General features: G+C 42.3%; 20 protein-coding genes. 6 read left to right on the plus strand and 14 right to left on the minus strand.

Translation table 11 applies throughout. The features are described from left to right. Positions 1-78 precede the first annotated feature (78 nt). The gene (locus ACO06Y_RS17150; RefSeq protein ID WP_422080234.1) at positions 79-1,407 is read left to right on the plus strand and encodes a serine hydrolase domain-containing protein; all 1,329 of its coding nucleotides are present in this window, start codon (positions 79-81) and stop codon (positions 1,405-1,407) included. Here the strand turns inward: ACO06Y_RS17150 and ACO06Y_RS17155 are convergent. After that, on the minus strand, positions 1,404-2,015 hold the full coding sequence (locus ACO06Y_RS17155) for a DapH/DapD/GlmU-related protein (RefSeq protein WP_422080235.1): 612 nt from the start codon (positions 2,013-2,015) through the stop codon (positions 1,404-1,406). The two genes, ACO06Y_RS17150 and ACO06Y_RS17155, sit on opposite strands and share 4 nt — an antisense overlap. Before the next feature lie 300 nt (positions 2,016-2,315). Beyond that, complete coding sequence (locus ACO06Y_RS17160) at positions 2,316-3,158, minus strand: 1,4-dihydroxy-2-naphthoyl-CoA synthase (RefSeq protein WP_422080236.1); 843 nt, start codon at positions 3,156-3,158, stop codon at positions 2,316-2,318. Between the two features lie 332 nt (positions 3,159-3,490). On the opposite strand from ACO06Y_RS17160, the gene ACO06Y_RS17165 reads away from it, so the two are divergent. Together ACO06Y_RS17165 and ACO06Y_RS17170 are read left to right on the plus strand one after the other, a co-directional pair. Then, positions 3,491-4,249, plus strand: a complete 759-nt coding sequence (locus ACO06Y_RS17165) for a DUF6090 family protein (protein ID WP_422080237.1) — start codon at positions 3,491-3,493, stop codon at positions 4,247-4,249. Between the two features lie 71 nt (positions 4,250-4,320). Then, entirely contained in the window at positions 4,321-5,487 is a 1,167-nt protein-coding gene (locus ACO06Y_RS17170; protein ID WP_422080238.1) for an alpha-hydroxy acid oxidase, read from the plus strand. Here the strand turns inward: ACO06Y_RS17170 and ACO06Y_RS17175 are convergent. The 4 genes from ACO06Y_RS17175 to ACO06Y_RS17190 form a co-directional block, all read right to left on the minus strand. After that, a complete protein-coding gene (locus ACO06Y_RS17175; RefSeq protein ID WP_422080239.1) occupies positions 5,484-6,722 on the minus strand; it encodes a glycosyltransferase in 1,239 nt (412 codons plus the stop codon). The two genes, ACO06Y_RS17170 and ACO06Y_RS17175, sit on opposite strands and share 4 nt — an antisense overlap. Before the next feature lie 80 nt (positions 6,723-6,802). Beyond that, complete coding sequence (locus tag ACO06Y_RS17180; protein WP_422080240.1) at positions 6,803-8,308, minus strand: DEAD/DEAH box helicase; 1,506 nt, start codon at positions 8,306-8,308, stop codon at positions 6,803-6,805. Between the two features lie 124 nt (positions 8,309-8,432). After that, positions 8,433-9,362, minus strand: coding sequence for a 2-hydroxyacid dehydrogenase (locus ACO06Y_RS17185; protein WP_422080241.1), 930 nt, complete (start codon positions 9,360-9,362; stop codon positions 8,433-8,435). Continuing rightward, the gene (locus tag ACO06Y_RS17190; RefSeq protein WP_422080242.1) at positions 9,362-9,874 is read right to left on the minus strand and encodes a DUF6155 family protein; all 513 of its coding nucleotides are present in this window, start codon (positions 9,872-9,874) and stop codon (positions 9,362-9,364) included. Before ACO06Y_RS17190 ends, ACO06Y_RS17185 begins: the two co-directional genes overlap by 1 nt. Before the next feature lie 173 nt (positions 9,875-10,047). Between ACO06Y_RS17190 and ACO06Y_RS17195 the strand changes: the two genes are divergently transcribed. Then, positions 10,048-10,911 carry a sigma-70 family RNA polymerase sigma factor gene (locus ACO06Y_RS17195; RefSeq protein WP_120711242.1) on the plus strand — a complete coding sequence of 288 codons (864 nt, stop codon included), beginning with the start codon at positions 10,048-10,050 and terminating at the stop codon, positions 10,909-10,911. A 531-nt stretch (positions 10,912-11,442) separates the two neighbouring features. Here the strand turns inward: ACO06Y_RS17195 and ACO06Y_RS17200 are convergent. The 7 genes from ACO06Y_RS17200 to ACO06Y_RS17230 form a co-directional block, all read right to left on the minus strand. Continuing rightward, complete coding sequence (locus tag ACO06Y_RS17200; protein WP_422080243.1) at positions 11,443-12,609, minus strand: YaiO family outer membrane beta-barrel protein; 1,167 nt, start codon at positions 12,607-12,609, stop codon at positions 11,443-11,445. Between the two features lie 65 nt (positions 12,610-12,674). Then, a complete protein-coding gene (locus tag ACO06Y_RS17205) occupies positions 12,675-15,062 on the minus strand; it encodes a sulfatase-like hydrolase/transferase (protein ID WP_422080244.1) in 2,388 nt (795 codons plus the stop codon). Position 15,063: 1 nt separating this feature from the next. After that, positions 15,064-16,494, minus strand: coding sequence for a glycosyltransferase family 2 protein (locus ACO06Y_RS17210; RefSeq protein ID WP_422080245.1), 1,431 nt, complete (start codon positions 16,492-16,494; stop codon positions 15,064-15,066). A gap of 19 nt (positions 16,495-16,513) precedes the next feature. Continuing rightward, positions 16,514-19,027, minus strand: coding sequence for a HEAT repeat domain-containing protein (locus tag ACO06Y_RS17215; RefSeq protein WP_422080246.1), 2,514 nt, complete (start codon positions 19,025-19,027; stop codon positions 16,514-16,516). Between the two features lie 32 nt (positions 19,028-19,059). Beyond that, on the minus strand, positions 19,060-19,440 hold the full coding sequence (locus tag ACO06Y_RS17220) for a response regulator transcription factor (RefSeq protein ID WP_422080247.1): 381 nt from the start codon (positions 19,438-19,440) through the stop codon (positions 19,060-19,062). Then, positions 19,437-21,203 (minus strand): ATP-binding protein, encoded by a 1,767-nt coding sequence (locus ACO06Y_RS17225; RefSeq protein WP_422080248.1) that lies wholly within the window; start codon positions 21,201-21,203, stop codon positions 19,437-19,439. The genes ACO06Y_RS17220 and ACO06Y_RS17225 overlap by 4 nt, the downstream gene beginning before the upstream one ends. A 500-nt stretch (positions 21,204-21,703) precedes the next feature. After that, positions 21,704-22,099, minus strand: a complete 396-nt coding sequence (locus ACO06Y_RS17230; protein WP_422080249.1) for an acyl-CoA thioesterase — start codon at positions 22,097-22,099, stop codon at positions 21,704-21,706. Between the two features lie 328 nt (positions 22,100-22,427). Here ACO06Y_RS17230 and ACO06Y_RS17235 point away from each other — a divergent pair, with 328 nt between their 5' ends. Beyond that, the gene (locus ACO06Y_RS17235; RefSeq protein WP_422080250.1) at positions 22,428-22,874 is read left to right on the plus strand and encodes a nuclear transport factor 2 family protein; all 447 of its coding nucleotides are present in this window, start codon (positions 22,428-22,430) and stop codon (positions 22,872-22,874) included. A gap of 8 nt (positions 22,875-22,882) precedes the next feature. After that, entirely contained in the window at positions 22,883-23,746 is an 864-nt protein-coding gene (locus ACO06Y_RS17240; protein WP_422080251.1) for a phosphatidylserine decarboxylase, read from the plus strand. Here ACO06Y_RS17240 and ACO06Y_RS17245 read toward each other — a convergent pair. After that, on the minus strand, positions 23,743-24,639 hold the full coding sequence (locus ACO06Y_RS17245; RefSeq protein ID WP_422080252.1) for a DUF72 domain-containing protein: 897 nt from the start codon (positions 24,637-24,639) through the stop codon (positions 23,743-23,745). The genes ACO06Y_RS17240 and ACO06Y_RS17245 overlap by 4 nt on opposite strands. Positions 24,640-24,645 lie beyond the last annotated feature (6 nt).

Consider the following 24,645-nt stretch of genomic DNA (forward strand, 5'->3'; position numbering starts at 1 on the left):
ACGAACAAATTTCCTTTTCACAATTTATAAAATAAGATAGAACTAATAACTATATTCGACCTATATAAATCGCAAAGAATGAAATGGATTAAACGTGCATTGGTACTGTTACTTGTTCTTCTTGTTATGGGAGCGTGGCTCAATTACCCCAAGCTCAACATTATTTCAGGCTATGCCTCTAAAAATATGGCCTCTACCCTATCCATTGCCCAACGCAGTGAAGCTTCCGTAGTTCTCAATGACAACAACGTGCCCTTGATAAAATTAGCGGATGTTGACGTGGACGACAACTCCGCTACGGCCACGGTTTTTGGTCTTATGCCGCGAAAGACCATATGCCGACCCGGACTGGGATGTACTTTGGTAAATGATGAGTACGATGATGCCCTTGATATTCCCGGGCCAGAACGTTCCTTTACGCGCGATCGTACGCCCTTCCCTTTTGGGAATGGTGAAGCTAAGGATACCGTGTTCCAGGAAGTGGATTACCAAGTCTTGGAACATGCCCTATACAACGCATTTGAAAATCCCGATGTCCAAAAGACGCGCTCGGTGTTGGTCGTATACAAAAACCATATCATTGCTGAACGCTATATTGAAGGGTTTACGAAAGAGACACCTATTTTGGGCTGGTCCATGACCAAGAGTGTCTTGGCCACTTTGTTCGGTATCCTTGAATTTGAAGGTAAAATCGACTTGAGCATGACCGGCATGGTGGAAGCTTGGAAAAATGATGAACGCAATGATATTACCCTCAACCATCTATTGCGCATGCAAAGCGGACTGGAATGGGACGAAGACTATTCGAGCATTTCGGATGTAACCCAGATGCTTTTCCTGGTTTCGGACATGACCCAGATACAGGCTGAAAAGAAAGCCTTGGCAAAACCTACGGAAATCTGGAACTATTCCTCGGGAACCTCCAATCTGCTTTCCGGAATCCTTAGAAACCAATTTAACACATATCAGGAGTACGTAAACTTCCCCTATTCGGCCCTGATCGATAGGATCGGAATGCATTCCATGTTGGTAGAAACCGATATGGCGGGGAACTTTGTCGGGTCTTCCTACGCTTGGGCCAACACCCGTGATTGGGCTAAATTTGGGTTACTCTATCTAAACAACGGAAATTGGAACGGAGAACAATTGTTTGGCAAGGCCTGGGTAGATTACGTTACCGAACCCACAGATTTATCGGGCGGCACCTATGGCGGACATTTTTGGCTCAATGCCCATGGCAAATACCCTGATGCGCCAAGAGATTTATATTCCGCAAATGGGTATCAAGGGCAGCGCGTCTTTATCATTCCCTCCAAGGAACTGGTTGTTGTACGGACCGGACTGGCGGAAGCTCCGGATTTTGATTTTAACGGGTTTTTAAAAGATATTCTCCGAGCGATACCCTAAGACCTCTTTAATTGATCTACGTGCTCCAACCTTCCCACTATGGAGCCTTTGGATAAAAGAGTTCCCGGATTCAATACTGCATTGGCCCCTACCCTACAGTGATCTCCGAGCAAGGAACCAAATTTGGTCGTTCCCGTATCCACAATGGCATTATCCAATACCACAGGTACAGTCCTGTCTTTATATTCGTTAAAATGATTCGCCAAAACGGAACCTGCTTCCAGATTTACATCGGTCCCAATAATGGAATTCCCCACATAGTTTAAGTGTGCTATTCGCGATTTGGGAAAAATAATACTTTGCTTTACTTCACAATTCGTCCCAATACCCACATCGGCGCATAGATATACCCCGCTTCTAAAATAGGAACCTGCCTTTACTACACAATCCTTACCTATAATTACAGGCCTCTTCAAAGTTACACCGTTTTCAATATGGGCGGATTTATGGACTGCCACCCCATTGTCGATATCATACTCACTTTCGGAAAGCTTTTTAAGCCTAACCCGAATGATATCTTCTAGTTGTGCAATGATATCCCATGGATCCGTATGTTCCGCTTGGGGAAATTCCCCATAAAATCGGGGGATAAAAGTGGATATGTCCATTTTCTGTAGAATTAGATCCCAATTTTGGGACGCAAGTGCAACTTATATATCAAAAAGTACCACGTACACCACAAATCTCCCTTATCACACAACAATAATTTCCAACAAGCGCATGTTGGTCGTATGTTTACAGTGTAATTAAAAACAAGGAGTTAATTTTTTCATTTTCATATAGTGTTCTCGTAAAAGAGCCTTGATCGTAAAGACGGGGCTCTTTTTAGTTTGCTTCCTTTCCCAAAGAAACACTCACCGACCCATTCTTTCCGGAACCTGTAACCTGAAACCTTGAACCTGAAACTCCTAGGGAATCCACTTATTTTTTCCAAAGTTGGGCTTTCGTTTTTCCAAAAAGGCGTCCCTACCCTCTTTGGCCTCATCGGTCATATAGGCCAATCGCGTTGCCTCACCGGCAAAAACTTGCTGCCCCACCATGCCATCGTCCGTTAGGTTCATGGCGAATTTCAACATTTTGATGGAGGTAGGTGATTTTTCCAGAATTTCCCGGGCCCATTCATAAGCCGTATCCTCCAATTCCTCATGGGGTACCGCTGCATTTACCATGCCCATCTCATAGGCGGCTTGCGCGGTATAGCTTCGGCCCAAAAAGAAGATTTCCCTGGCTTTCTTTTGTCCCACCATTTTGGCCAGATAGGCGGATCCGTAACCCCCATCAAAACTGGTGACATCCGCATCCGTCTGTTTAAAAAGGGCATGTTCCTTGCTGGCCAGGGTAAGATCGCATACTACATGAAGGCTATGGCCCCCACCGACGGCCCACCCTGGTACCACGGCGATGACCACTTTGGGCATAAAACGGATCAACCGTTGTACTTCCAGGATATTTAGGCGATGCATCCCATCCTCGCCCACATAGCCTTGATGGCCCCTTGCCTTTTGGTCCCCTCCGCTACAAAAGGAATAGACCCCGTCCTTAGTCGATGGGCCTTCCGCGGAAAGAAGTACCACCCCTATGGAAGTATCTTCCTGGGCGTCATAAAAGGCTTCATAGAGCTCGCTCGTGGTCTTAGGGCGAAACGCATTACGGACATTGGGTCGGTTAAAGGCAATACGGGCAACACCATCCGACTTCTTATAGGTGATATCCTCAAACTCCTTGACTTTTTTCCAGTTGGGTGTTTTCATCTTGGTGTTTTTGTTTTTACAAAATACGGGAATTTATGTATAGTATGGGCCAAGTAGGTCTCCATTTGCCAAAGAAATATCCGGATCCTTTCTACATCAATTTGGGTGACTTACTACACTATGACATCTCAGTTGTATCAATGTATAAGGATTGACTTTTAGGAATAGCAAAGTGCGAGATAAGTTGAATGCTTTATCCAGCTACTGCAAATGACACCAAATAATTTCGATCAATTCAATTATCGGTCGAAACAATTAAAAACTATCGGTTTTAGGGAAGTATAAAAACAAATTTTATATTAGATGTTGGTGTTTATGGTAAACAATCCGTGATGCTCAAATTCTTTCGAAAAATCCGTAAAAATCTACTGGCCGACGGTAAATTCAGCCGATACCTGCTTTATGCCATCGGGGAAATCGTATTGGTGGTCATCGGTATTTTGATCGCATTGCAATTGAACAACTATAGTGAATACAAAAAGGAACGGGACAAGGAAATTGTACTTCTCGTAAACCTTGCCAACGAAATCGGACTGGATATCCAACAAATCGACAACAATACCCAACTATCCCAGGAACGTCTGAGCAGGCTGGATAGTATTTTACAGTTATTACAACAAACGGAAAGCATCGATAAATCGAGTTTTATCCAACAATCCTTCGAGTTTGTCATTGATCAGTACTTTAAGAGCAATAGCGGCATTTTTGATGAAGCCGTCTCCTCGGGCAAGATGAGCTATGTACAAAATGAAAGCTTACAACAAAACATTTTTGACTATTATCGCAACGCCAAGGAAAGCGATACCGACGGCACTACCCGGCAAATAACGGATGAATCCATCACCCCTCTTTTTATAGAGACTCTTTTTATGAATCCTGAAGGTTTTTCATCCTTGGGGCTCGATGTCCAAAGTATCTCCGACTTACGAAGTATCGATTTGGAAGCCCTCAAAACCAATAGGGATTTTTGGAAAATGGTGCTTTTAAAGTTTGGTAGCAATCGGGAGCAGATGGCACGATGGGAACAAATTAAAATACAGGCCCAGGAAGTAAAACGACAAATAGAGGAAGAACTGAACAACCTGGACTGAAGACAGAATGTTGCCTTAATTTTCCAATCGTTTAAAACCAAGGTTTAATCAAATTCCCTTATTTTCATTCCATGGCTTATGAAAAATACCGGGAACAGTTTTCCAACCGCTATCCTACCCTAATGGACTTGGCCAAAAAGGCCAAAAAAAGAATACCCCAGGTAGCCTGGGCCTATTTGGACGGGGGTACCGGAGATGAAGACCTGTTACAACGAAATCGTAACGCTTTTCAGCAGATCACCTTTGTACCTCGTTTTTGTAAGGGCCCTTTACAGGTAGACACAGAAACCAAGCTATTTGGTACGACCTATACCGCCCCCATAGGTATGGCACCTGTGGGACTGACCGGATTGATGTGGCCCAAGGCAGAACACTATTTGGCAGCTACCGCCAGACGTCTTCAAATCCCCTTTTGCCTAAGTACCGTAGCTACCGAAACCCCTGAAACCGTCGGGGAAGACATTGGGGATATGGGTTGGTTTCAACTCTATCCGCCCAGGGACAAACCCTTACTGCACTCACTTTTGCAACGGGTCCGGGATGCGGGTTTTCACACCCTTGTAGTCACCGCGGATGTGCCCATGGCCAGTAGGCGTGAACGAAGTAAACGGGCCGGGCTTTCCATGCCTCCCAAAATTACGCCCAAAATGTTATGGCAGGGGTTGACCCATCCTAGCTGGACCTACCATACTTTAATACGCGGGCTACCCCGATTACGGACCGTGGAGCACTATACGAGCAATAACGATATGAAGTTTGTAAGCGGTTTTGTAGGCAACCGACTGGGAGGTACCTTGGATTGGGATTATTGTCGGGAATTGAAGGATTTGTGGAAAGGCCCAGTGGTCTTAAAGGGAATTTTGCATCCCGAGGATGCCAAAAAAGCTGTGGAAATTGGTTTGGACGGTGTCTATGTATCCAACCATGGTGGCCGTCAATTTAATGGGGCCATTACAGCCTTGGAGGCGCTTCCCCATATCGTAACAGAAGTGAAGGGAAAGGTGCCCATACTTTTTGATAGCGGTATCCGAACCGGCCTGGATGCCATGCGCGCCTTATATCTCGGAGCCGATTTTGTATTGGCAGGACGCCCTTTTGTATGCGGTGTGGCAGCCTTAGGCAAATATGGAGGTGATCATGTGGCCCATATATTGATCGATGATCTACGTAACAATATGGTACAACTGGGCGTGGAAACCATTGCCGAACTTCGAAAGGCCGAAATTACCATGGGTTAATCCTTCGCATTCTTTGCCGCTATCCATTTGGCCATGTATTTAGTACTGTTCAGGGTATGCTGCATTAACATACTGCCCACAAAATTGTTGTTGCGATGCCTTTCCAAATTATTTTGGATTTCCTGTAAGCGTACACCTAAACATCGGGCATGCTTATCTTGGCTATAGAACGTATTCACCAATTCTATTCCATTTTTCTGGCCCAGCACCCACTCCGCCCTATTTTGGTAAAGCGCAATGGCCACTTCCGCCAAATCATTCGCGTCCTCCGCTATTTTACCCGGCCACATAGCGTCTCCGTGCATACCTTCGGCCCCTATGGGCGTGGTTATACTCGGCGTTCCATTTTGCATTGCGGTAATCAGTTTTCCCTTGGCACCCGCTCCAAAGCGCAACGGTGCGAGAACCAGCCTCGCATTCTGGACTATGGTGTCTATATTTTCCACCCAACCTTCAATCCAAAGTCCTTTTTTAGGATTGTGTAGTTGCCGTATCTTTTGAGGGAGATAGGCCCCATAAACCTTAAGGTGTACTTTTGGAAGTTCCTTTCGAATCAAAGGCCATATCTCCTGTACCGACCATTGCAGGGCATCCACGTTAGGTGTATGTTTCCCATTTCCGATGCAGATAATATCGTTTCTATCATCAAACTTAGGCCATTCCAGAACCTTTTCCGCAACGATTTGATCCAGCATAAAGGGCAAATGATACAGCAAGGCCGAATCGACCTTTAGTACTTCTTGTAATAACTTTATCTCATAATCGGAAATGATCAAGGACAGGTCACAACGATAGATACTGGCTACTTCCCGTTTGGTCATGTCGTCCTGCCTCCATAAGGAAAGTGTGAATTCCTTCGCGGTTTTTTGGCATTTCTCCCGTATGTGACGGAGGGAGTGAAGATCTTCCGTATCCAAAAGCCGGAAGGCGTTCGGGGCAAATTCTGCTACCCGCCAGCCAAACTGTTCCTCCGTTAGGAAACGATCAAAGAGAACTATGCTGGGATTCAATTCCTTTACGAAAACGTCAAAACCGGAATCGTTCAATAACAACGGGACCCTATCGACACCCCAAGATTCCAAATCCACGGAATATTCCGTTTCCCTGGCAGTGCTTCCGAACGTAACATGATATCCTTGTTCAAGAAAAAAATGGATAAGTTGCAGCATACGACTTCCGGCAGCGGTAGTACTCGGTTCTGGCCATGTGAAACCAATGATGAGAAGTTTTTTCAAAACCAAAGTTCAAATTCAAGTATCAAGCCCAAGTTCAGGGTACTTCTAAATTCATACCTCTAATTTCGTTTTTTGAGGAGTTACATTTTAGCCGCAAATCTCCTGGAAATACTGGAACGGAGCTTTCTTTCGTAATCCTCCTCCAACCATTCCTTGTAATTCTTGGTGTTGTTCATAATGCAATAGGAATATTGGCGAACACGGTATGCGATTTCTTCCTTGAGTTCCTTGGCCAAAATACGGGCATCGAACACATCCTCCGCATTTTCTACACAGATCTGTGCATGTTGCTCTATACTACGTTCCAGAACGGTCTTGGATTTAAGGCCCTGGGCAAACACCTTTTTGTACTCTTCCTTGATATCGAACTCGATTTCTTCCGATTTGGAAAACTTGGCCCGGAGCTCCGGCGGCATTTCATAGACAAATTCCCGTTCTATTTCCTCGTCGTTCTTAATGTTCTCCAAATAGAAATCCGGGAAATGGAAGATCTCCTGCCAATCGATCGGTGCATCCCAAGGACCAAAACGGGCTATATTGTTACCCAGGTCCACAACGGTAAATTCATTTTTATTGGGCAAGATCCTAGAACCCCGACCGATCATCTGAAAGTATAGGGTCAACGATCGTGTGGCCCTGTTTAGAATAATGGTATCCACCGTAGGTTCGTCAAAACCCGTGGTCAGGATACTTACTGAAGTCAATATAGCATTGGGGGTGCTGGAAAACCAATCCAATATTTCACGTCTTTCCGAAGCACTGTTTTTATTGTCCAGGTGGCGGATATCATATCCAGCCTTTTTAAAGGTCTCATAAACGTAGCGGGACGTGTTGATACCATTGTTGAAAATCAAAGTCTTGGTACCCGATGCAATTTCTTGATAGGCCGTCAACAACTTCCCCAACATATTTTGATTGCCGTAGAGCTCATCGGAGGATTTTACAGTATAGTCGCCACTAATACCCAATTTAAGGCTTTGTAGGCCTACATCGTAATGATACAGATTGGCCTTGGCCAGGAACTTCTTTTCGATCAAGGACGCAATGGATTCCCCCACAATCAATTTTTGATAGTGATCCTTCATGGGGAGTTTTATATTGGAACTCAAAGGTGTAGCCGTAACCCCAAGAATAGTGGACTCTTCAAAATATTTGAACAACTTACGAAAGGAGTTGTAGTGGGCTTCATCGATAATGACCAAGCCGATATTCTTGATCTCTACCTTTTCTTCCTGCAGCCTATTATTCAATGTTTCCACCATGGCCACAAAGCACATATATTCATCCTGGTCGCTAAATTCCTTTACCTCACTATTGATAATCTTATTCTTTACCCCAAATCCGGTCAACATCCTTGATGTCTGAAGACTCAATTCTATCCGGTGGGTAAGTACCACCACTTTTTTTTGCGACTGATTGATATATCTTTTGGCAATCTCAGAGAAAACTACGGTTTTCCCTCCCCCTGTGGGAAGTTGGTATAATAAATTCGAGCCTTGGGGCATTTCGCCCAAATACTTGAAAATCGTATTCAGGTCTTCTCTTTGGTAATCATAAAGTGTTTTCTCGGTAGTTTGGTTTTCCAATGAGGTAAAATTCTTAGGGGTTTTTGATTACTTATTCCAATGGGATCGATTGCCATCGGCCCAATTGTACAAAATTAATGGAATTTTGTCCTTAGAAGAAATTTATTCCGTGAAATCAAAGGAATTAATATCCCCGTTCCTTGGACACCAAGTTCAATAAGGGCTCCCCTGCCTCGAGCCTTCTGTAGTTTTCCAAAATTTGAGGTACTACAGATCGGGTATCTGAAACACTGGCATAATGTGGGGTCATATGTATTTTGGGATGCGCCCAAAAAGGATGAGAAGCAGGCAAGGGTTCCTCGTGGTACACATCCAATCCGGCTCCTGATAGATGTCCATTATCCAACATTTCCAACAAATCCTCATCCACCAAATGCCCTCCTCTGGCCACGTTGATTACAAATGCACCTTTGGGCAATTGTTGGAAAAGGGACTTATTCAAAATACCGGCCGTGTTCCAGGTAAGGGGCAACAGGCACACCAAAACTTCTGTAGTGCTTAAAAAATCGGATAGTCCATCCTGCCCTACAAAGGACTTTACCGCTTCAATGCTTTTTTGGGAATTGGACCAGCCCTGAACCTTAAAACCAAAGTGAACCAAATCCTTTGCCAAAACGATTCCCAGAGCACCCATTCCCAGGATACCCACGGTATAGTCCGCTATACGTTTGTACGGTAAGGGTTTCCATATCCGGTTGGCTTGATCTACCTTGTAGGTATACAGGTTTTTTAAATACGCCAAAATAACACCGATAACGTGCTCGGACATATCTTTGGCAAGTACCTGATCGACCACCCGGGTAATGGGCAAGTGTAATGGTGCCTCCTTGTCCTTAAAGATAAAATCCACCCCGGCACCTGATCCAGAAATGCATTTTAGGTTTGGATATGCACGTAATGTCCCCGGTGGATGTTTCCAGACCAGGGCCATTTCAATGGTGTCCTTGGGGTGTTCTTCCAAATAACTGTAAATAGGAATATTTGGAGCAACAGTTGATAATGCCTCCTTCCATTCGGGAATTTTTCCGTCCTGTCTTATAATTACAATAGCCATTAGTATTCCAATATATCCAATGCCCGAGAAAAATCCTCGGCATAGGGCCAATGGTTCTCCTGAACGGTCTGGTAAATCTTCAATATTCTTTTTTTAAAATCCTCTATCGCTGCATTCAACACCAAAAAGTGAATGACTTCCTTAAATGAATTCAACATACTTTTATAAAAGGCATCCGGAACATTTCTTTCCAATTCAAAAGTCTGGGCTACCTCTAAATTGTAGAGCATTATATCCGCAATTAGATAGGGTTCCACCCCAAGCTTTATAAAATGTTTGATCAGTTTCTGGGCAACGGATCTACGAGCTTTGGGCCGTTTTCGTTTCACCGGGAAATACTCATTGGAGATTTTGGCCTTGGCATCCTGTATAAGTTTTTCTTCCTTGGGATCAAAGACAAAATCATAGTATTCCTTAACCACCGGAAAGCGTATATAGAGATCCAGCAACTGTTCCTCCAATTCTTTTTTTGGAAGTTCAGCTATGTATTTTACAAGGGCTCTTTTGCCCATAAAAACGGGATTTGAACCCAAAAATAGAGGAACTCATTTGATTTCCCCAAAATCCCTAAAACAAATCATAAGTTTCTCATAAATTATGTATAAGAATTCTCTTATGCCTTTGGAAAAGACACAATAAAAATGTATACTATCAACTTGTCGAACATCAAAATCCAAAAACATATATGAGGCAGTTAAAGATCATCAAGCAGGTCACCAATAGGGAATCAAAATCATTGGACAAGTATCTGCAGGATATCAGTAAAATTGATTTGATCAATGCAAATGAAGAAGTAGAATTAGCGCAACGTATCCGGGCCGGGGACCAAGCCGCATTGGAAAAATTGACCAATGCCAATTTGCGATTCGTGGTTTCAGTGGCCAAACAATATCAAAATCAGGGATTAAAACTGCCCGACCTGATAAACGAAGGTAACCTAGGCCTCGTCAAAGCGGCCAAACGATTTGATGAGACCCGTGGCTTCAAGTTCATTTCCTACGCAGTTTGGTGGATCAGGCAATCCATTTTACAAGCCTTGGCAGAGCAATCCCGTGTCGTTAGGCTTCCGTTGAACAAAATAGGTTCCATCAATAAAATCAAAAAGACATTTTCTTATTTGGAACAGGCGCATGAACGACCACCTTCCGCGGAAGAAATAGCCAAGGAATTGGAAATGACGGTTACCGAAGTAAAACAATCCATGAAGAATTCCGGGAGGCATGTTTCCATGGATGCCCCTTTGCGGGAAGGTGAGGATTCCAATTTGTACGATGTATTGCGTTCCGGGGAATCTCCCCGACCGGACAAGATTTTGATGCAGCAATCCTTGAATACGGAAATCAACCGGGCGTTGGATACCCTATCTCCCAGGGAGGCCGATGTGGTAAAGCTCTATTACGGTATTGGAGACCAGCAATCCATGACCTTGGCAGAAATAGGACAAACCTTTGACCTTACACGGGAAAGGGTCCGTCAAATAAGGGAGAAAGCCATTCGCAAGCTTCGCCATAATTCTAGAAGTAAGCTGCTGAAAGCTTATTTGGGATAGTATTGAAATACCCATAAAGAACAAACCCCATAAGTTTTAACCTATGGGGTTTTTTACAACTAATACACTAAACACTTAAGAATAACTTAGTTTGTTGATATTGAAATCTCCTAGAATTTCGTTTAAATCCTCGATAAAATTCAAATACGCTGCGTTGTCTGGATTTTGATTTGCCATAAGATTTGGTTTTAAAAACGAACTTCACGCCCTACTACATGTAGTCCAGTTCGGTCAATTCATTTAAACTTAAAATTTCGTTCAACTCTTGTAGAAAGGTTAGGTACTCCTCTCCATATGTATCGTAAAGCATGATGATTTGGGTTAAGTTTTTCCGATTACTACCGGCTTCGATTTGGGTTTTTTCGTTTTATGATATAAACATACTACTAACGTGTTTTAAAATCAATTAATTGTGGTGTAAACTCAGATTTTCGTTGTATAACTTGTTAAACCCGGAGATATGGGCTTTTTAGAGCTTTTTTGGAAGAAGTCGTTCACCGGAATAATTGGTATTTCATCGATGCTTGTTTCTTAAAACATGACCTGATAGGTAATCCCCGCGGATACCACCCAAAAAAATCGTCCGGATTCAAAAACCAATTCTTGGCGACCCAGCCCGAGGTTGGCCCTGTATAGATTTGGGGTCTTCTTTCCGGAAAACCGATATTCCAACATAGCCTGCTGTGACTCAATATACAATACCGTTTCCGCCAAAAGTTCATCCCCATCCTGTAATTGTCTCAACTCCGGGGAGTAGCCCATTCCGATAGTGATACCCAAATAATTTGCTTTATCCCTAAAATACCTCCTGGCCGAAAGCGTACCGGAGAGCCCCGTGCCCTTATTTATATCCGGTAAAAAATAAGGCCTGATCGAAAAATAATAATTGCCTTGGTAAAGAGCAGCGCTAGCAGTGATTATATGGGCCCTTACATTATCGAAATCCAAATAGCGCGTGCCAAGGGAAATCTCCATATTTTTGGGCCAATTCACAAAAACTTCTGCCCCTACCCTATGATTTGGGAAAATGACGGATCTTGAAATCCCATAGTTCAGGTATCCGTAGAACCTCTCTGAAAACTTGGGATAGAAGTCCAGCTCATACTGTAGTCCCTGAATTTCGAAACGGTTGCCATAATTTAAACGTGGAATTATCTTTCCTGCCTTGGTTTCCCTTTGGTATTCCAAGCTGGTGTACATCATGGGCTCATAGGCAATATCAAAAACCTCAAAGGCATTGGAAATTCCGAAGGTATTAGTAAAAGTTGTTTTCTCCGAAGTCTCTTCCCGTATTTTCGTCCCGTTTGATTCTATATTAGTTTTGGATTCCGATAAATCTTTTAGGGCTTGCCCTCGCAATGCTTCCAAATCCGGATCATTGGAAAGATATATCAGTGCTTTGTTTGCCAAACCCAAAGCGATATGGAACTCCTTGGCATACAATTCATTTTTTATGGCCGCCACCCAGACCTCCTTGTTTTTGCGCTCTACCGATGTGATCTTGTTGAATTCCTTTCGGGCCTCGTCATATTTTTTGTCCCAGCTATAGGTCTTGGCCAAAAGGTTTCTAACATCGGTATAATTCGGGAACTTGGTAAGAATATGGCGCAAAGTGTCACGGGCCACCGGTCCATTACCCCCAAATGCCAAATCCCTTGCCGTAAAAAAAGAGGTGTCCGGATTACCGTTGTAAGCCAAATCTTGACACTGACACGCCAGCCCATATAGGCAAATAAATAGGAAAGTTATGTTTTTGAAATTCTTCAATTCTCCGTGAATGTTGTTTCTACTGTGGCATTTTCATTTAGATCGACATCCTTTTTTGCCGTTTCGGATTTCAACTTTTTCCTGGCACGCAAAATCTTGTTTTCGACTTCATCGGAAGCGATACCATTTTGTCTTATTCTTTTAGATAAATCTATGGCCTTTTGATGCTGACCTGACCAAAAATAAGTGTCCAAGAGTGCGGCATAACCATCGGCATATGTGGGATACTTGCGTATGGCTTCCTGTAGAACCGCTATGGATTTGATATAATCCTTTTGCCAGGCATGGATGCGGCCTGTTAGAATCTCAGTATCCGCATGCCGTGGTATTTCCTTTAAGATGTACCTGCATAATAATAAGGCCCTGTCCCAATCTCGGTCATGTGCCAGATTTCGTGCTGTTGCATAGGCTCGATCGAAATCCTTACCATTAAAGACGCTTTGTATCCAAACCATATCCTGCTTACTAAAATCTGTCTGTAAAGAGGCAAAAATGGTCGCATCCCCTGGGATTATCCTATTAGATTTGAGTACATATTTGTTTACCGATTTAAAATATCCAAAGTTGTCCTTCACTTGTTTTTCCATGGTGTCGTCATCAAACTCCTTTAAGCTTAAATTTTTATCCATCCTATAAATGGAATTATCCGTCAAATAATAGGATCCATTAATGAAATCCTGGATATTATTTTTACCCCTGAAAAGCGGAATCCGCTTTGCTTCGTCAAAAGCATCGGGGCTTAAAAGATTCTCTCCGAGCCAGGCTACTTGCTGCGGTATTTTGAGCTTGTATTCCCTGTCCAATAAGGAAACCAGGGAAGGCATTATATCCATGTGGGAAGCCAAAGACCCAATTCTTTTTGGGGAATTGATCAAGGGGCTAAAAATCATTAGGGGCACCCGATATCTGCTCAACTCATCTTTTTGGGGTAAATCGGTGAGATTATGGGTTCCCGTAATGATAAAAATGGTGTTCGTATATTCCTGTGTTTTCCTGTAGTGGGTAATAAAGGCCTCTATGGCTTCATCTGCATAGTTGAGACTGGCAAAAATCTCCTTATGGTTTCGTACCAATTTGCGCTCTCGCCTCCCGATGGATGACTCTTTCAATATATGATCGACCTTATTCCAATAATACTCCCGATTTGGAACGAGGTATGGCGATTTGGTACTTAATGTAAGAAACACATCCATTCTTGGACCACTAAAACTATTTAACAGGGACTGTCCTCTTTTAAAAAGCTCTTTATCCGGATAGCCCAAGGAAATTCCCGCGGCATCTTCATCCTGTAGTATATATTCATCCCCAAAATTGTTTTTGTCCAATATCCGATCCACGCGTTCCTCGTCCAAAAATCGGTCAAAGCGGTTCAAGGCACTATTTCCCCCATAATTGAAGGAGGTGGTGTAGCCGTTGTTCTTAAGAATTCCAAAGAGTGTATGCCTATGGACAAAACCGTCTTCATTGGTAAACCCGGCATCGCCAAACGGTAGGGAGCCGATTATAGAAGAAAGGGCCGCTGCACCTTCTCCGGTGTTGCTCACGAAGTTCTCCCAGACCAAAGCCTTGTTTTGTATGGAATCCAAAAAAGGGGTAAATCCCGGATAGATTGCATTTTTGCCAACAAAATCCGACCCGAGACCCTCTACGATTAGAAATACGATGTGTGGTTTTTCTTTCCTTAGATCGAAATAAGGGTTCAAGTCGTCTTTTTGTACATAAGGCCTTAACAGTGGGTATTCCTTTTCTCCTTCGTACGTATTGAAATCAAGAGTAGTTTTGGCCAAACTAACGATCAGATGTTGGGCCTTGTTTTCATTTATGGGTTTTTTATCGGAATTGAGCGTGGCCAAAAAAATGCTGAAAAGAATAATGGTAAAGGGGTACATTTTGCTAATGGGTCCATACACGGATACGAAACGCTTACCTAAATAATGGAACGATGCCACGATTAAAGGCAACGTCAATGCTAAGGGGAAAAGTGAAAAATGGGAACTGTCCGATCTTAAGGTAGAGACAATTCCATATCCCAGAATTTCATAGTTCTGGACATAGTATTCGACAAGAAATCCTTCCAGTATCAGAAAGGCCAAGAAAACAATTCGTGTCGTCTTGAGTCCCAAATCGGGTTTTCTTCGCTCCAAAAAATTGAATAGGAATGCAGCGAATAAGGCCAGGATTGCTGAAAAGCCCGTATGATGCATTACCAACAAAAAAAAGCTTTTGTTCAGAAAACCGTCCAACGCCCCGGAAAGGTATAGTCGTATATTCTGGTATAGGGACCATACGACCAAACATCCAAAAAAACTGAAAACCAAAGGAATGAAATCCTTGAGTGTCTTTCCATTTTCCGAAATGGTGGATATGTTGGAATCGTTCTGCATTTTAGGAGGCTTTTGCGAATCCTTTACGGACTTGGGAACCCCAACCCGATTTTACCTTGAACAATTTTTTATAATTGCCCCGTATGGCGGACCAGACCACTATGGGGTGGAAAACAAAGGGTTCTATTATAGCGCATAGCATTAAGGTTAAAATGTCCTTTGTTTTTTTATATTCATTGTAGGAGTAGACATCCCAAAGAATCGCATAAAAGGAAAACATTATGGAAAACATGTATACGGTAGCCGTTATGGCCAAGAAAAACTCCCAGTTGAGAATACCCAAATAATAGAACAAAATGATGGAGAAAAAGCCGAAAAACTCCAAAATGGGAGCCAGCCACTCGTAAAAGAACCAATACGGATAACTCAGCATACCCAAGCGGCCAAATTTGGGGTTAAAGAACATATCCTTATGCTTATACAACGTCTCGAGGTTGCCCCTAGCCCAACGATCTCGTTGGTTGATCAATATTTTGGTGTCCTCCGGCACCTCGGTCCAGCACAAAGGATCGGGTATATATTCAACCGTATAAGGTTCTTTGCGTTCGTGCATGTAACGTCGCATTTTAAACACTATTTCCATGTCCTCCCCAACGGTATTGGTATCATACCCTCCCACAGCCAGGGCTATTTCCCGATCAAAAAATCCGAAGGCCCCGGAAATAATAAGTAGGCTGTCTATACGGCCCCATGCCATCCGTCCCAAAATAAAGGAACGGGTATACTCCAACAATTGGAACTTGGCCAACCAGTTTTTGGGTAATCGTATTTCTTCCAACTGACCCCCTTGGATAATACAGGAATTTGCAATACGGATGACCCCACCAACAGCTATTACCCGCTTTTGTGAACGTTGGTAGAAGGATTTTACCACATGCAACAAAGCATCCGGCAGCAATAGGCAATCCACATCTATACAACCTACATATTTGTTATTGGAAAGTGCCATACCTGTGTTTAATGCATCGGACTTGCCACCATTTTCCTTGTCTATGACCGTAAGTTTGGAAAAAGAGCGGTGTTTGGATCTATAAATGCCTCGAATAGGCTTGGAGCGCCAATTGGGATCTATCGTATGTTCTATTTTTTCAAGGTCGTAGGCATTTATCATTTTCTCCAAGGTATCGTCTTTGCTACCGTCATTGACCACCATCACTTCATAGTTTACATAGCGCAGGGACAAAAGGGAACGGATATTTTCCACAATGGTCATGCCCTCATTGTATGCCGGTGCTATGATGGTTATACTTGGGGCCAAGGGAGACGCCATAATCTTGGAAAGGTCACCAAAACTATTTTTACTTCTATAATGAATTGAATTCCGTGTAGATAAGTACCCCATTGCGGTAAACATGGAGAACAACACCACCGTAAACGTTAGAAAGACAATGTTTATGTATTCAAGGAGTATATGTAGTAGTCCACTATCCATTTAACTTATCCAATGTTTTTTAGTTATCTTGAGATAGTTCGGAACCATCACGATCCTTAAGTTGCACCTCGTTAAAAAAAGCATGCTCCAGAGGAAGGGTACCCGTTTCGTATTCCGTTTCACTTTGAGTCTGATCTTGGTGTTCCATTTCTTCATGTACCAAGCGCTCTTCCAATTGCCTTAGAACCTTTTTTGCCATATTCCGTATTTTCTGTTCAGGTTCTTGATGAAGCAGTTTTCTCAGGAACCTTACTTCCTTTTCATCCCCCACGACCAACATTTCCTTTATTAATATGATTTTGGAATCCGTATCACAGGTCGTGAACAATTCCTCAAAAATGTTGTATTCCACAATGTTGTCCTGAAAGGTGTCCAACTCCCAGTCCACCTCGTAAATATCATCTTTACGGGAAAATCTCTTGATGAGTTCCTTTGCGCGTTCTTTGATAAAGTCCATTTTTGTTTGTTCCATGATGTCATTTAATAAGGGGATTTCACGTTGGTCTCCCAGTTCTTCGATCCGATCGAGCGTTTCCAGTACGGAAAGAATTTCATTACTATAATATTGAGGTTTGGGAAGATGCTTGAGGAAGTCTTCTAGTTCCAAGAGGGATTCATTTTCGTGTTCGTTGGTTTTATCTACCTGTAAACCATCCAATCCATCCAATGGCCAGTCGTAATACTCCTCTTCGGTTTCTTGCTTACCAATATCCTGTGGCAACACTTCCAAAATGTGATGTTCTACATTTAGATTTCTTATGTGTTTCCAATCTATTTCACCTATGGATCTCGGCCTTTGAGGATTCTGTTTCTCCTCTATTTGTATAGGAACTTCCTTAGCATCAGAGCTGCCCACATCATTTGTTTCCCTTGATTCTTGTTGTAGATTGTTATGGGGCAGAACATCTTCATAATGGACAACAAGGTTTGCGGTTTCCGATTTTGGGTCGGAATCATTCCCCATTTGAGGCTTGTCCTGCTCATCAGCATTACTTGTTACAATAGGTAAAAAACTAAATTCGGATAAATCCCTATTTTCCCAAATGTCCATCTCTCCCGTTTCCAGCTCAATTTCGTCATCATTAAATTCGGCACTCACTATTTCCTCAAAATCTACCGTGAGTTGAGAAAGGCTTTCAATATCCGGCTCTTGATTGTCCGTATGTCCGCTTGAGGAGTTTTCGCTTTGAAGGGATATATCCATTTCCCTATCCCTTGGAGCTACTACAATCGGCAGAAAATCCAAATTGATGTATAGTTCCTCCCCTTCTGGAACAGGTAGATCATTCGAGGTGATTTCCATGTTTTCAATTATTCCTTCCTCCAAAGGCGATTCCATTTTTCCCTCCTTTGTTCCTTCGTCGGTGGAAACTTGATCGGTTTCTTTTTGAGTAAATGCAACCGGGTTATCCACGTCCGTTCCGGAAGTAACATTGGTTTTGTTTGTGCCATCGATCCCGGTAGGAGCGTTTTTGTTCCAATCATGTTCCAACCCATTATCTATATTTTCCGTAGGCATTATACTTTCCGGAACTAACCTATTCATGACACTAATGGCCTTGCCCTTAATGGCGAAATCGGAATATTTGGTTTCTACATATTTCAAGAATTCCATTTCCTCGGCACTTCCCAAAATCGCTATGGCATCCAAGATGGAAATCTTAACGTCCGTGTTCCCTTTTTGGAAAACCAGCTTAAGGGTATCCAAGGCCTCCACTATATGAAACTCCTTGATACATTGGATCGCTTCCTGTTTAATTTGGTGGTTGCGGTGTTTTAATAATTCTATTAGGGAAGAACTGGCATCGTTCTGATTATAGAATTTGATCAACCGTATGGCAAAAAGTACTACATCCTTGTTTTTAGAGGTAAGCCACGCCTTGAAACGGGGTGGCCGATAATCCTCCAAATTTCGAATAACATTCAACAATTTTAACTGTTGCCATTCGGATATTCTATATTTGGTGGTGTCCAAAAAATAATCGATCCCTTCATGTTTTAGGCTTACCGTAGCTATCTCAGCCTGTTTACGAATGGTACTCCTTTTATCATTGATAAACTTGATTATGAAACTATAGGATTCCGTTACCTGCATTTGGGTAAGTTCCAGGATACCTTTGGAAACAACTTCCCAACGCCAACTCTTTAGTTTATAATAGGCATCTTTATCCAAGTCCAGGTCCTGATATAATTTGAACAGCCTTTTTTTGGTATCCCCGGAAACATCCCTGCTCAAATCCAATAGTATTTCCGATAGCACAATCCTGTTTAAACCGACCCTGAGCAATTCCCTTATTTCAATTCTAAGGTTCAAATAATTTGCCTTCTCCTTGGTATCCGCATCTTCCTGATGAAACAAAAATTCGTTTATCATGGGAGAAAGTTCCTTTTTCCGTTGTCTGACTTTTGCTGCTTTATTGGAAATTTTGTTTCGTAAAAAGAAGATGCCAATGAAATAGAGCATGGCCAGCCCAACAAACAAAAAGGTTAAATCCCACAAAAGATCCGTATGGATCTTTGGTGCGCTTATCAACGATAAATTTTGGTATGTTAACTTTCTGTCAATCAAATTTTTGCATTGTTCAACTCTCTTTTGACCCGTACTATTAATTCAGAAGGGCTCACGGGTTTGGAAATAAAATCATTGGCCCCCAATTCAAATGCAGTCAATACATTTTCCTCATTTCCAGCGGAAGAAATAATTATGATCGGGGTTTTGGAACCCAATTCGTTACGTACAAAGTCTATGAGTTCCATTCCCGAGAAATAGGGCATCATTATATCGCTCACAATTATATCGGGTATCTCCTCGGCCAGATATTCCTTTACTTCTTTCCCATCTTTACTTATACTTACCTCATACCCACCTTTTTCCAGACGGTACCTAAGCAGAGAGGCCAGGAGATTATCATCTTCTGCCAATAGCAATTTTTTCCCCACTATCATTTCCCGGTTAGTTTTAGTTCCAAGAAGGCTTGGTCAATGGTCGACTCTGTTTTTGGATATTCATCCAAAAAACAACCGTACAGTGATTTTAGCTGTTTTACATCCCCTTCGGTCTTGCAGGCCTCTTGAATTTGTACGACTATGGCATGAAGTTCATGGGATTGCATCATCGCAAGCCCTGCCTTTATCTTATGGGCGGCAAGTCCCAACTCTTCAAAATCGCCATACTTTATATGGGTCTTGGCGGAACCTATGAATTCCAAAGCGTTTCGTTTGTACAGTTGAATCAACTCCTGTAAGAGGTTTACATCACCCATACAATCCTTAAGGATGGGGGCAAGGTCTATTCTTTTGGAATCCTTATGGGTACCGATCACGTTTTTTTGAAGTTCTTTTGTTGGCTCCATATTTCCATCTTTTTTGTTTTTAAGTAAGGTCAACATCAATTCATCTGGATTGTAAGGTTTTAGGATACAATCGTTGATGCCATATTTTTTACACTTATCCTTGTCTCCCAAGGAAAAATCGGCGGTAAGGGCTATAATCGGGATTTCCCGTATTCCGGTATTTTTGTTCTGGCGAATTTGCTGGGTTACTTCAAATCCATTCATTTCGGGCATTCGTAAGTCCATTAAAATGGCATCTAATGTTGTTTTTTCAAGAATATCGAGACCGTAACGGGCATTTTCCGTAATAAAGGCTGTACACCCCCATGATTTTAAGCGTTCTTCTATCAATCGTTGATTGAGCAAATTATCCTCAAAAACCAGGATCCGCATTCCCTTGATAGATCGTTGAACTTTTTCTTTTTTGATTGTGGACTTCTGTGTTTGGCCAATCCTTTTACTATCGCCCAATGCATATGGAATATCAAATTTGAATGTTGTACCGATGCCCAGTGTACTGGAGACCGAAATGTTCCCACCCAGATTTTCAATAAGTTGCTTCACTATGCTCAAACCCAGTCCTGAGCCACCATATTTAAGAAAGGTGTTTTCGGTAGCTTGTTTAAACGGATCAAAAATGTTGGCCAATTTACTTTCAGGAATTCCGATACCTGTATCCGCGATGGAAAATTCGAGGAGTATTTGATCCTTGACTTTCTGTTTCGGTATTATGGTCAATTGTATGCTGCCTTCTTCTACGAATTTTATGGCGTTGCCCAAGAGATTTAAAAGAATTTGGGAAAGTTTTGAGGGGTCACCGACCAAGATCTTAGGTATACCCGGGTCAATATCCGTTTCCAATGCCACCTTCTTATCCGTAATAAGGGTTTTACATAAATAGGTCACATCCTTTATGACATTATGGAAGTTAAAATCGATCGCATCAAACTCTTCCACCCCGGCGGATAATTTGGAGTATTCCAAAAGTTCGTTTATAATTTCCAGGAGCGAATAGGATGCAGATTGTATGGCATTGACCTTTTCCAATTGCTTGGAAGTGAGTCCTTCTTCCTTTAAAAGATCGGTAAATCCAACAATTCCATTTAATGGAGTCCGTATTTCGTGACTTACCTTGGCAATAAGCATATTAGGCGACGGATCCACATTTCTTTTCGGATTCCCATCCTCGGATTCCTTTTTGACCTCCACTGCTACGGAACAAGGTTCTCCGAACACCTTTTTTTCCAGGTCATCCTTAAAGGCTTGGAATGATTTTTTTAGGTGGGAGGCTTCCGAAGTGCTTAACTCTTCAAATGAAAAATTGTTGAGCATGGATTCCATGTTCTCCAGGGAGGAAAGTAGTTTTTTAGAATTCAATGGTTTTGATTTGGTTATCGGGGAAAATTGCAAGAATTGTCCTTCATTTTTCTTGTATCTTCCTAATGATTATTAACACTCTGATTTTAACTAGATTAAAACTCACTAATTCACATATCGTACACAATTAAATGTTACCTAGGTTTCCTATTGTGTTGTCAAATAGCTTTATTTGTAGGTCTAAAATTTCCGTCACATAAAGAATATGATTTGTCTTTTCGGTTCCATCACTTTATTCTCCTACAAAGGGGAAAAGGAAAGCAATGGAAAGTTTGTAAGAATGGATTAAACAGGTACCCAAACAGCTATCCCAGTTTGAAGTCAGATGCTATGACAAATTCGCTATTGTGCATGGATTACAACAGAAAAGTGTTTCTAAAAGATAGAACCGATACCAACGTTAAATGTTGCAAAACGGAAGCAAATTCTTCAGTTGTGGAGCGGTAATGTATTCTGGGTGTTGATTGAAGTCCGGAAAACGACCAAAAAGTATCGCGAGGTCAATCTCCTCCTTCCAATCTGTCCTTGACAAATTCAATTTTGGTCTTCCCATGGGGCACGGGTTTTCCTTTCTCATCAAGGTTTACCATAATGATATTATCCACGGTAACGATGGTCTCCCGGGTCATCTTGTTGCGGACCTCACAATTAAGTGTCAAGGAAGATATCCCGAATTTCACCACTTCAATCCCAATTTCAACAATATCCCCTTGTTCCGCCGTGCTCATAAAATTGATTTCAGAGATATACTTTGTCACCACCCGCTTGTTCTCCAACTGAATGATGCTATATAATGCGGCCTCTTCGTCGATCCAGGCCAGTACACGACCTCCGAACAAGGTTTGATTGGCATTTAAATCCTCGGGCTTTACCCATTTTCTGGTGTGAAATCTCATAGCCGAACCGTTTTTATGGATGTAAAATTAAGGAAGAAATTGTGGCCAGATCCATAAATTGATTATCATTCCCCCGTTTTTTCGATTTGCCAATTTTGGCCCTGCTTTATGGAGTTTTTGACGATAGACCTCTTCTCAAAATGAACATATCGCATTAAAAGATCGGCGCAAGTCATACCCAATTTTTTCATTAAAAATGGTTTCCGATTTTAACAGAAGTGATAAGCAACTTATAAAATTTGTTAAGCTTAGAATAAACTTTTCTTAATTGACTTTTGGATTGGGCCACAATGAAATACATTTATTCCATCACCTAATCCGCCTTCGCATGACAACAATTGTAAAGTTCCTGCTCATCCTGCTCCTATCCTTCTTTTCATTCATGGGATTCGCCCATGTTTCCGATGAAAAGGCCATTGAACAAGTCGCTACGGACTATATGGAAAACTATTATAAAAGTGGTCGGGCATCAATCGAAAATGCAACTCGTTACGAGGTCACGGAAACACGTATTGGGAATGGCGAAGCATCCCAACTTCTAAAAAGCAGGGGGTATCCGGAATCGGCCTCCCCGGCAAGATTAACAGATGAAAAAGTGGCCAAAAGACCCATTGAACATCTAAGGATTACCGTTGAAATTCTGGACATGGATGAAGACGTGGCCAGCATCGGTGTCCGTACCGACCCACATGATTTTTATGACTATATGCGTCTGGCCAAGATAGATGGGGAATGGGAAATCGTAAATGTTTTATGGGATAATAGAAGGGTGTAATAGAGCCAATGGAAGCCGCTACGTATCTTGAAAACGATTACTATTCCGATCCAAAATTTACGGTATTCAAGGTTCCGGAATGGCGAGCCAAATTGTATACCTTTCTTTCGGTGAATATTTGGGGCGCCATGCCCAGCACCATACAGCGCAAGGTATCCTCCAAATACGCTTCGCTATACGATAAACCCTTTTCAAAAAAATTCATCAAAACGTATATACGAATCAACTATTCGGATAAAAACTATCTGGATAAATTTAAACCTCCTTTTGGAAAAACGGATTTTGAAAGCTTTCAGGATTTTTTCATCCGGGAGTTTAAGGAACTGCCCAAAAATGGCGCCCCGTTTGTATGGCCCTGTGAAGGACTGCTATGTGATGAAGGCAAGGTATCCGAGATAGAAACATCCCGGGTAAAAAGCGATGTACGGTCCATAGCCACTATTTTTGGGACCCAGAGCACTACCATCCCTAAGGAGTACACGTTTACCAATGTATTTTTGCACAATAAAAACTATCACCGGATACATGCCCCGATCAATGGTACCATATCACGGATACAACATATCCCCGGGGATTTAATAGTCCTTCGTCCTTGGATATACAAACAAAATCCATCCTTACCAGCCTTTAGGAATGAACGTTACAATGTGGATATCACCGATGAAATAGGCCGTACGTGGTATTTGTCCATAGTCGGTGGCCCTGCTGTACGTACCATAGAACTGGCCCAACCTATCAAAGTGGGCCAAACGATAAAAAAAATGGATGAAATCGCTTTGTTCTATTTGGGTTCCACATGCTGTATGGCTTCCCCCGAAGCCCCTAAACGACACTTCAAAAACTCCTTTGTGGAAGTGGGGGCGACCTATTAAAAAAGGGTATTGGGCTTTACCAAGGTTGCCGGAATCTTTAAATCCAAAGTCAACCTTTCATTAAGTTTTTTAATGAAATAGACCGAAAGCAAGGGAGATTCCAATTCCAAATTTTGATGAACAAAAAAGTGGATGTTTTTTAGGCCTTTTTGTTTCCAATCATACAACTTCTCCACCCAATCATCCAATCGGGCATAATCACTTTCATGATTGGCCCCTACATAGCGAATAAAAGCCTCATTGTTGGTAAGCCGCATATGCATAATGTCCCTTCTGCCAGCGGTATCGACCAAAATATTGGCAATGTGGTTCTCTTCCAACAAGTGATACAGTTCCTGTGCCACCTTCCCGTCATTGAACCAGTCCGTATGCCGAAACTCCATGGCCAGGGAGAACTCCTTGGGCCAATTTTCGACAAAGCGCACTACCCTATCCCAATCCTTGGGGCTAAAATTGTTGTGCATCTGCAGGAACATGGTTCCCAATTTCTCCTGAAGGTTGGCCGTTACATTTAGATACTCCTCCAGAATAGGGTACGCCTGTTCATTGAGCCTTCTTAAATGGCTTACGTTCTGTACGATCTTGGGAAAGAACGTAAAGTTCTCCGGCGTCTTTTCATACCAGCCTTCATAGGTCTTGGCCGGAAAGATGCGATAAAAGGTCGCATTGAGTTCTATGCAATTAAACTGGGTAGAATAATAGGCCAATTCGTCCTTTGTACCTCTGGGATAGAAGTTCTTCAGATCCTGCCGGTTCCATTTGGCACAACCTACTTTAACGGATAAGGGTTCCTTTCCGTCCTTATATTTTGCCAATAGGACGTCCGTATCGGGATGGTCGTGTGGAATACTAAAATCGATAAGCTCGGGTTGATCTACCTTTCCGAATTTCATACTATA

It is taken from the genome of Ulvibacterium sp. (assembly GCF_965228935.1).
GTDB lineage: Bacteria > Bacteroidota > Bacteroidia > Flavobacteriales > Flavobacteriaceae > Ulvibacterium.

Excerpts from the sequence above, each read along its gene's own strand:
- ACO06Y_RS17245 (WP_422080252.1), bottom strand. The coding sequence starts at position 24,639 with ATGAAATTCGGAAAGGTAGATCAACCCGAGCTTATCGATTTTAGTATT.
- ACO06Y_RS17235 (WP_422080250.1), top strand. The coding sequence starts at position 22,428 with ATGACAACAATTGTAAAGTTCCTGCTCATCCTGCTCCTATCCTTCTTT.
- ACO06Y_RS17155 (WP_422080235.1), bottom strand. The coding sequence starts at position 2,015 with ATGGACATATCCACTTTTATCCCCCGATTTTATGGGGAATTTCCCCAA.
- ACO06Y_RS17230 (WP_422080249.1), bottom strand. The coding sequence starts at position 22,099 with ATGAGATTTCACACCAGAAAATGGGTAAAGCCCGAGGATTTAAATGCC.
- ACO06Y_RS17205 (WP_422080244.1), bottom strand. The coding sequence starts at position 15,062 with ATGCAGAACGATTCCAACATATCCACCATTTCGGAAAATGGAAAGACA.
- ACO06Y_RS17150 (WP_422080234.1), top strand. The coding sequence starts at position 79 with ATGAAATGGATTAAACGTGCATTGGTACTGTTACTTGTTCTTCTTGTT.
- ACO06Y_RS17195 (WP_120711242.1), top strand. The coding sequence starts at position 10,048 with ATGAGGCAGTTAAAGATCATCAAGCAGGTCACCAATAGGGAATCAAAA.
- ACO06Y_RS17210 (WP_422080245.1), bottom strand. The coding sequence starts at position 16,494 with ATGGATAGTGGACTACTACATATACTCCTTGAATACATAAACATTGTC.
- ACO06Y_RS17160 (WP_422080236.1), bottom strand. The coding sequence starts at position 3,158 with ATGAAAACACCCAACTGGAAAAAAGTCAAGGAGTTTGAGGATATCACC.
- ACO06Y_RS17170 (WP_422080238.1), top strand. The coding sequence starts at position 4,321 with ATGGCTTATGAAAAATACCGGGAACAGTTTTCCAACCGCTATCCTACC.
- ACO06Y_RS17165 (WP_422080237.1), top strand. The coding sequence starts at position 3,491 with ATGCTCAAATTCTTTCGAAAAATCCGTAAAAATCTACTGGCCGACGGT.
- ACO06Y_RS17190 (WP_422080242.1), bottom strand. The coding sequence starts at position 9,874 with ATGGGCAAAAGAGCCCTTGTAAAATACATAGCTGAACTTCCAAAAAAA.
- ACO06Y_RS17240 (WP_422080251.1), top strand. The coding sequence starts at position 22,883 with ATGGAAGCCGCTACGTATCTTGAAAACGATTACTATTCCGATCCAAAA.
- ACO06Y_RS17185 (WP_422080241.1), bottom strand. The coding sequence starts at position 9,362 with ATGGCTATTGTAATTATAAGACAGGACGGAAAAATTCCCGAATGGAAG.
- ACO06Y_RS17220 (WP_422080247.1), bottom strand. The coding sequence starts at position 19,440 with ATGATAGTGGGGAAAAAATTGCTATTGGCAGAAGATGATAATCTCCTG.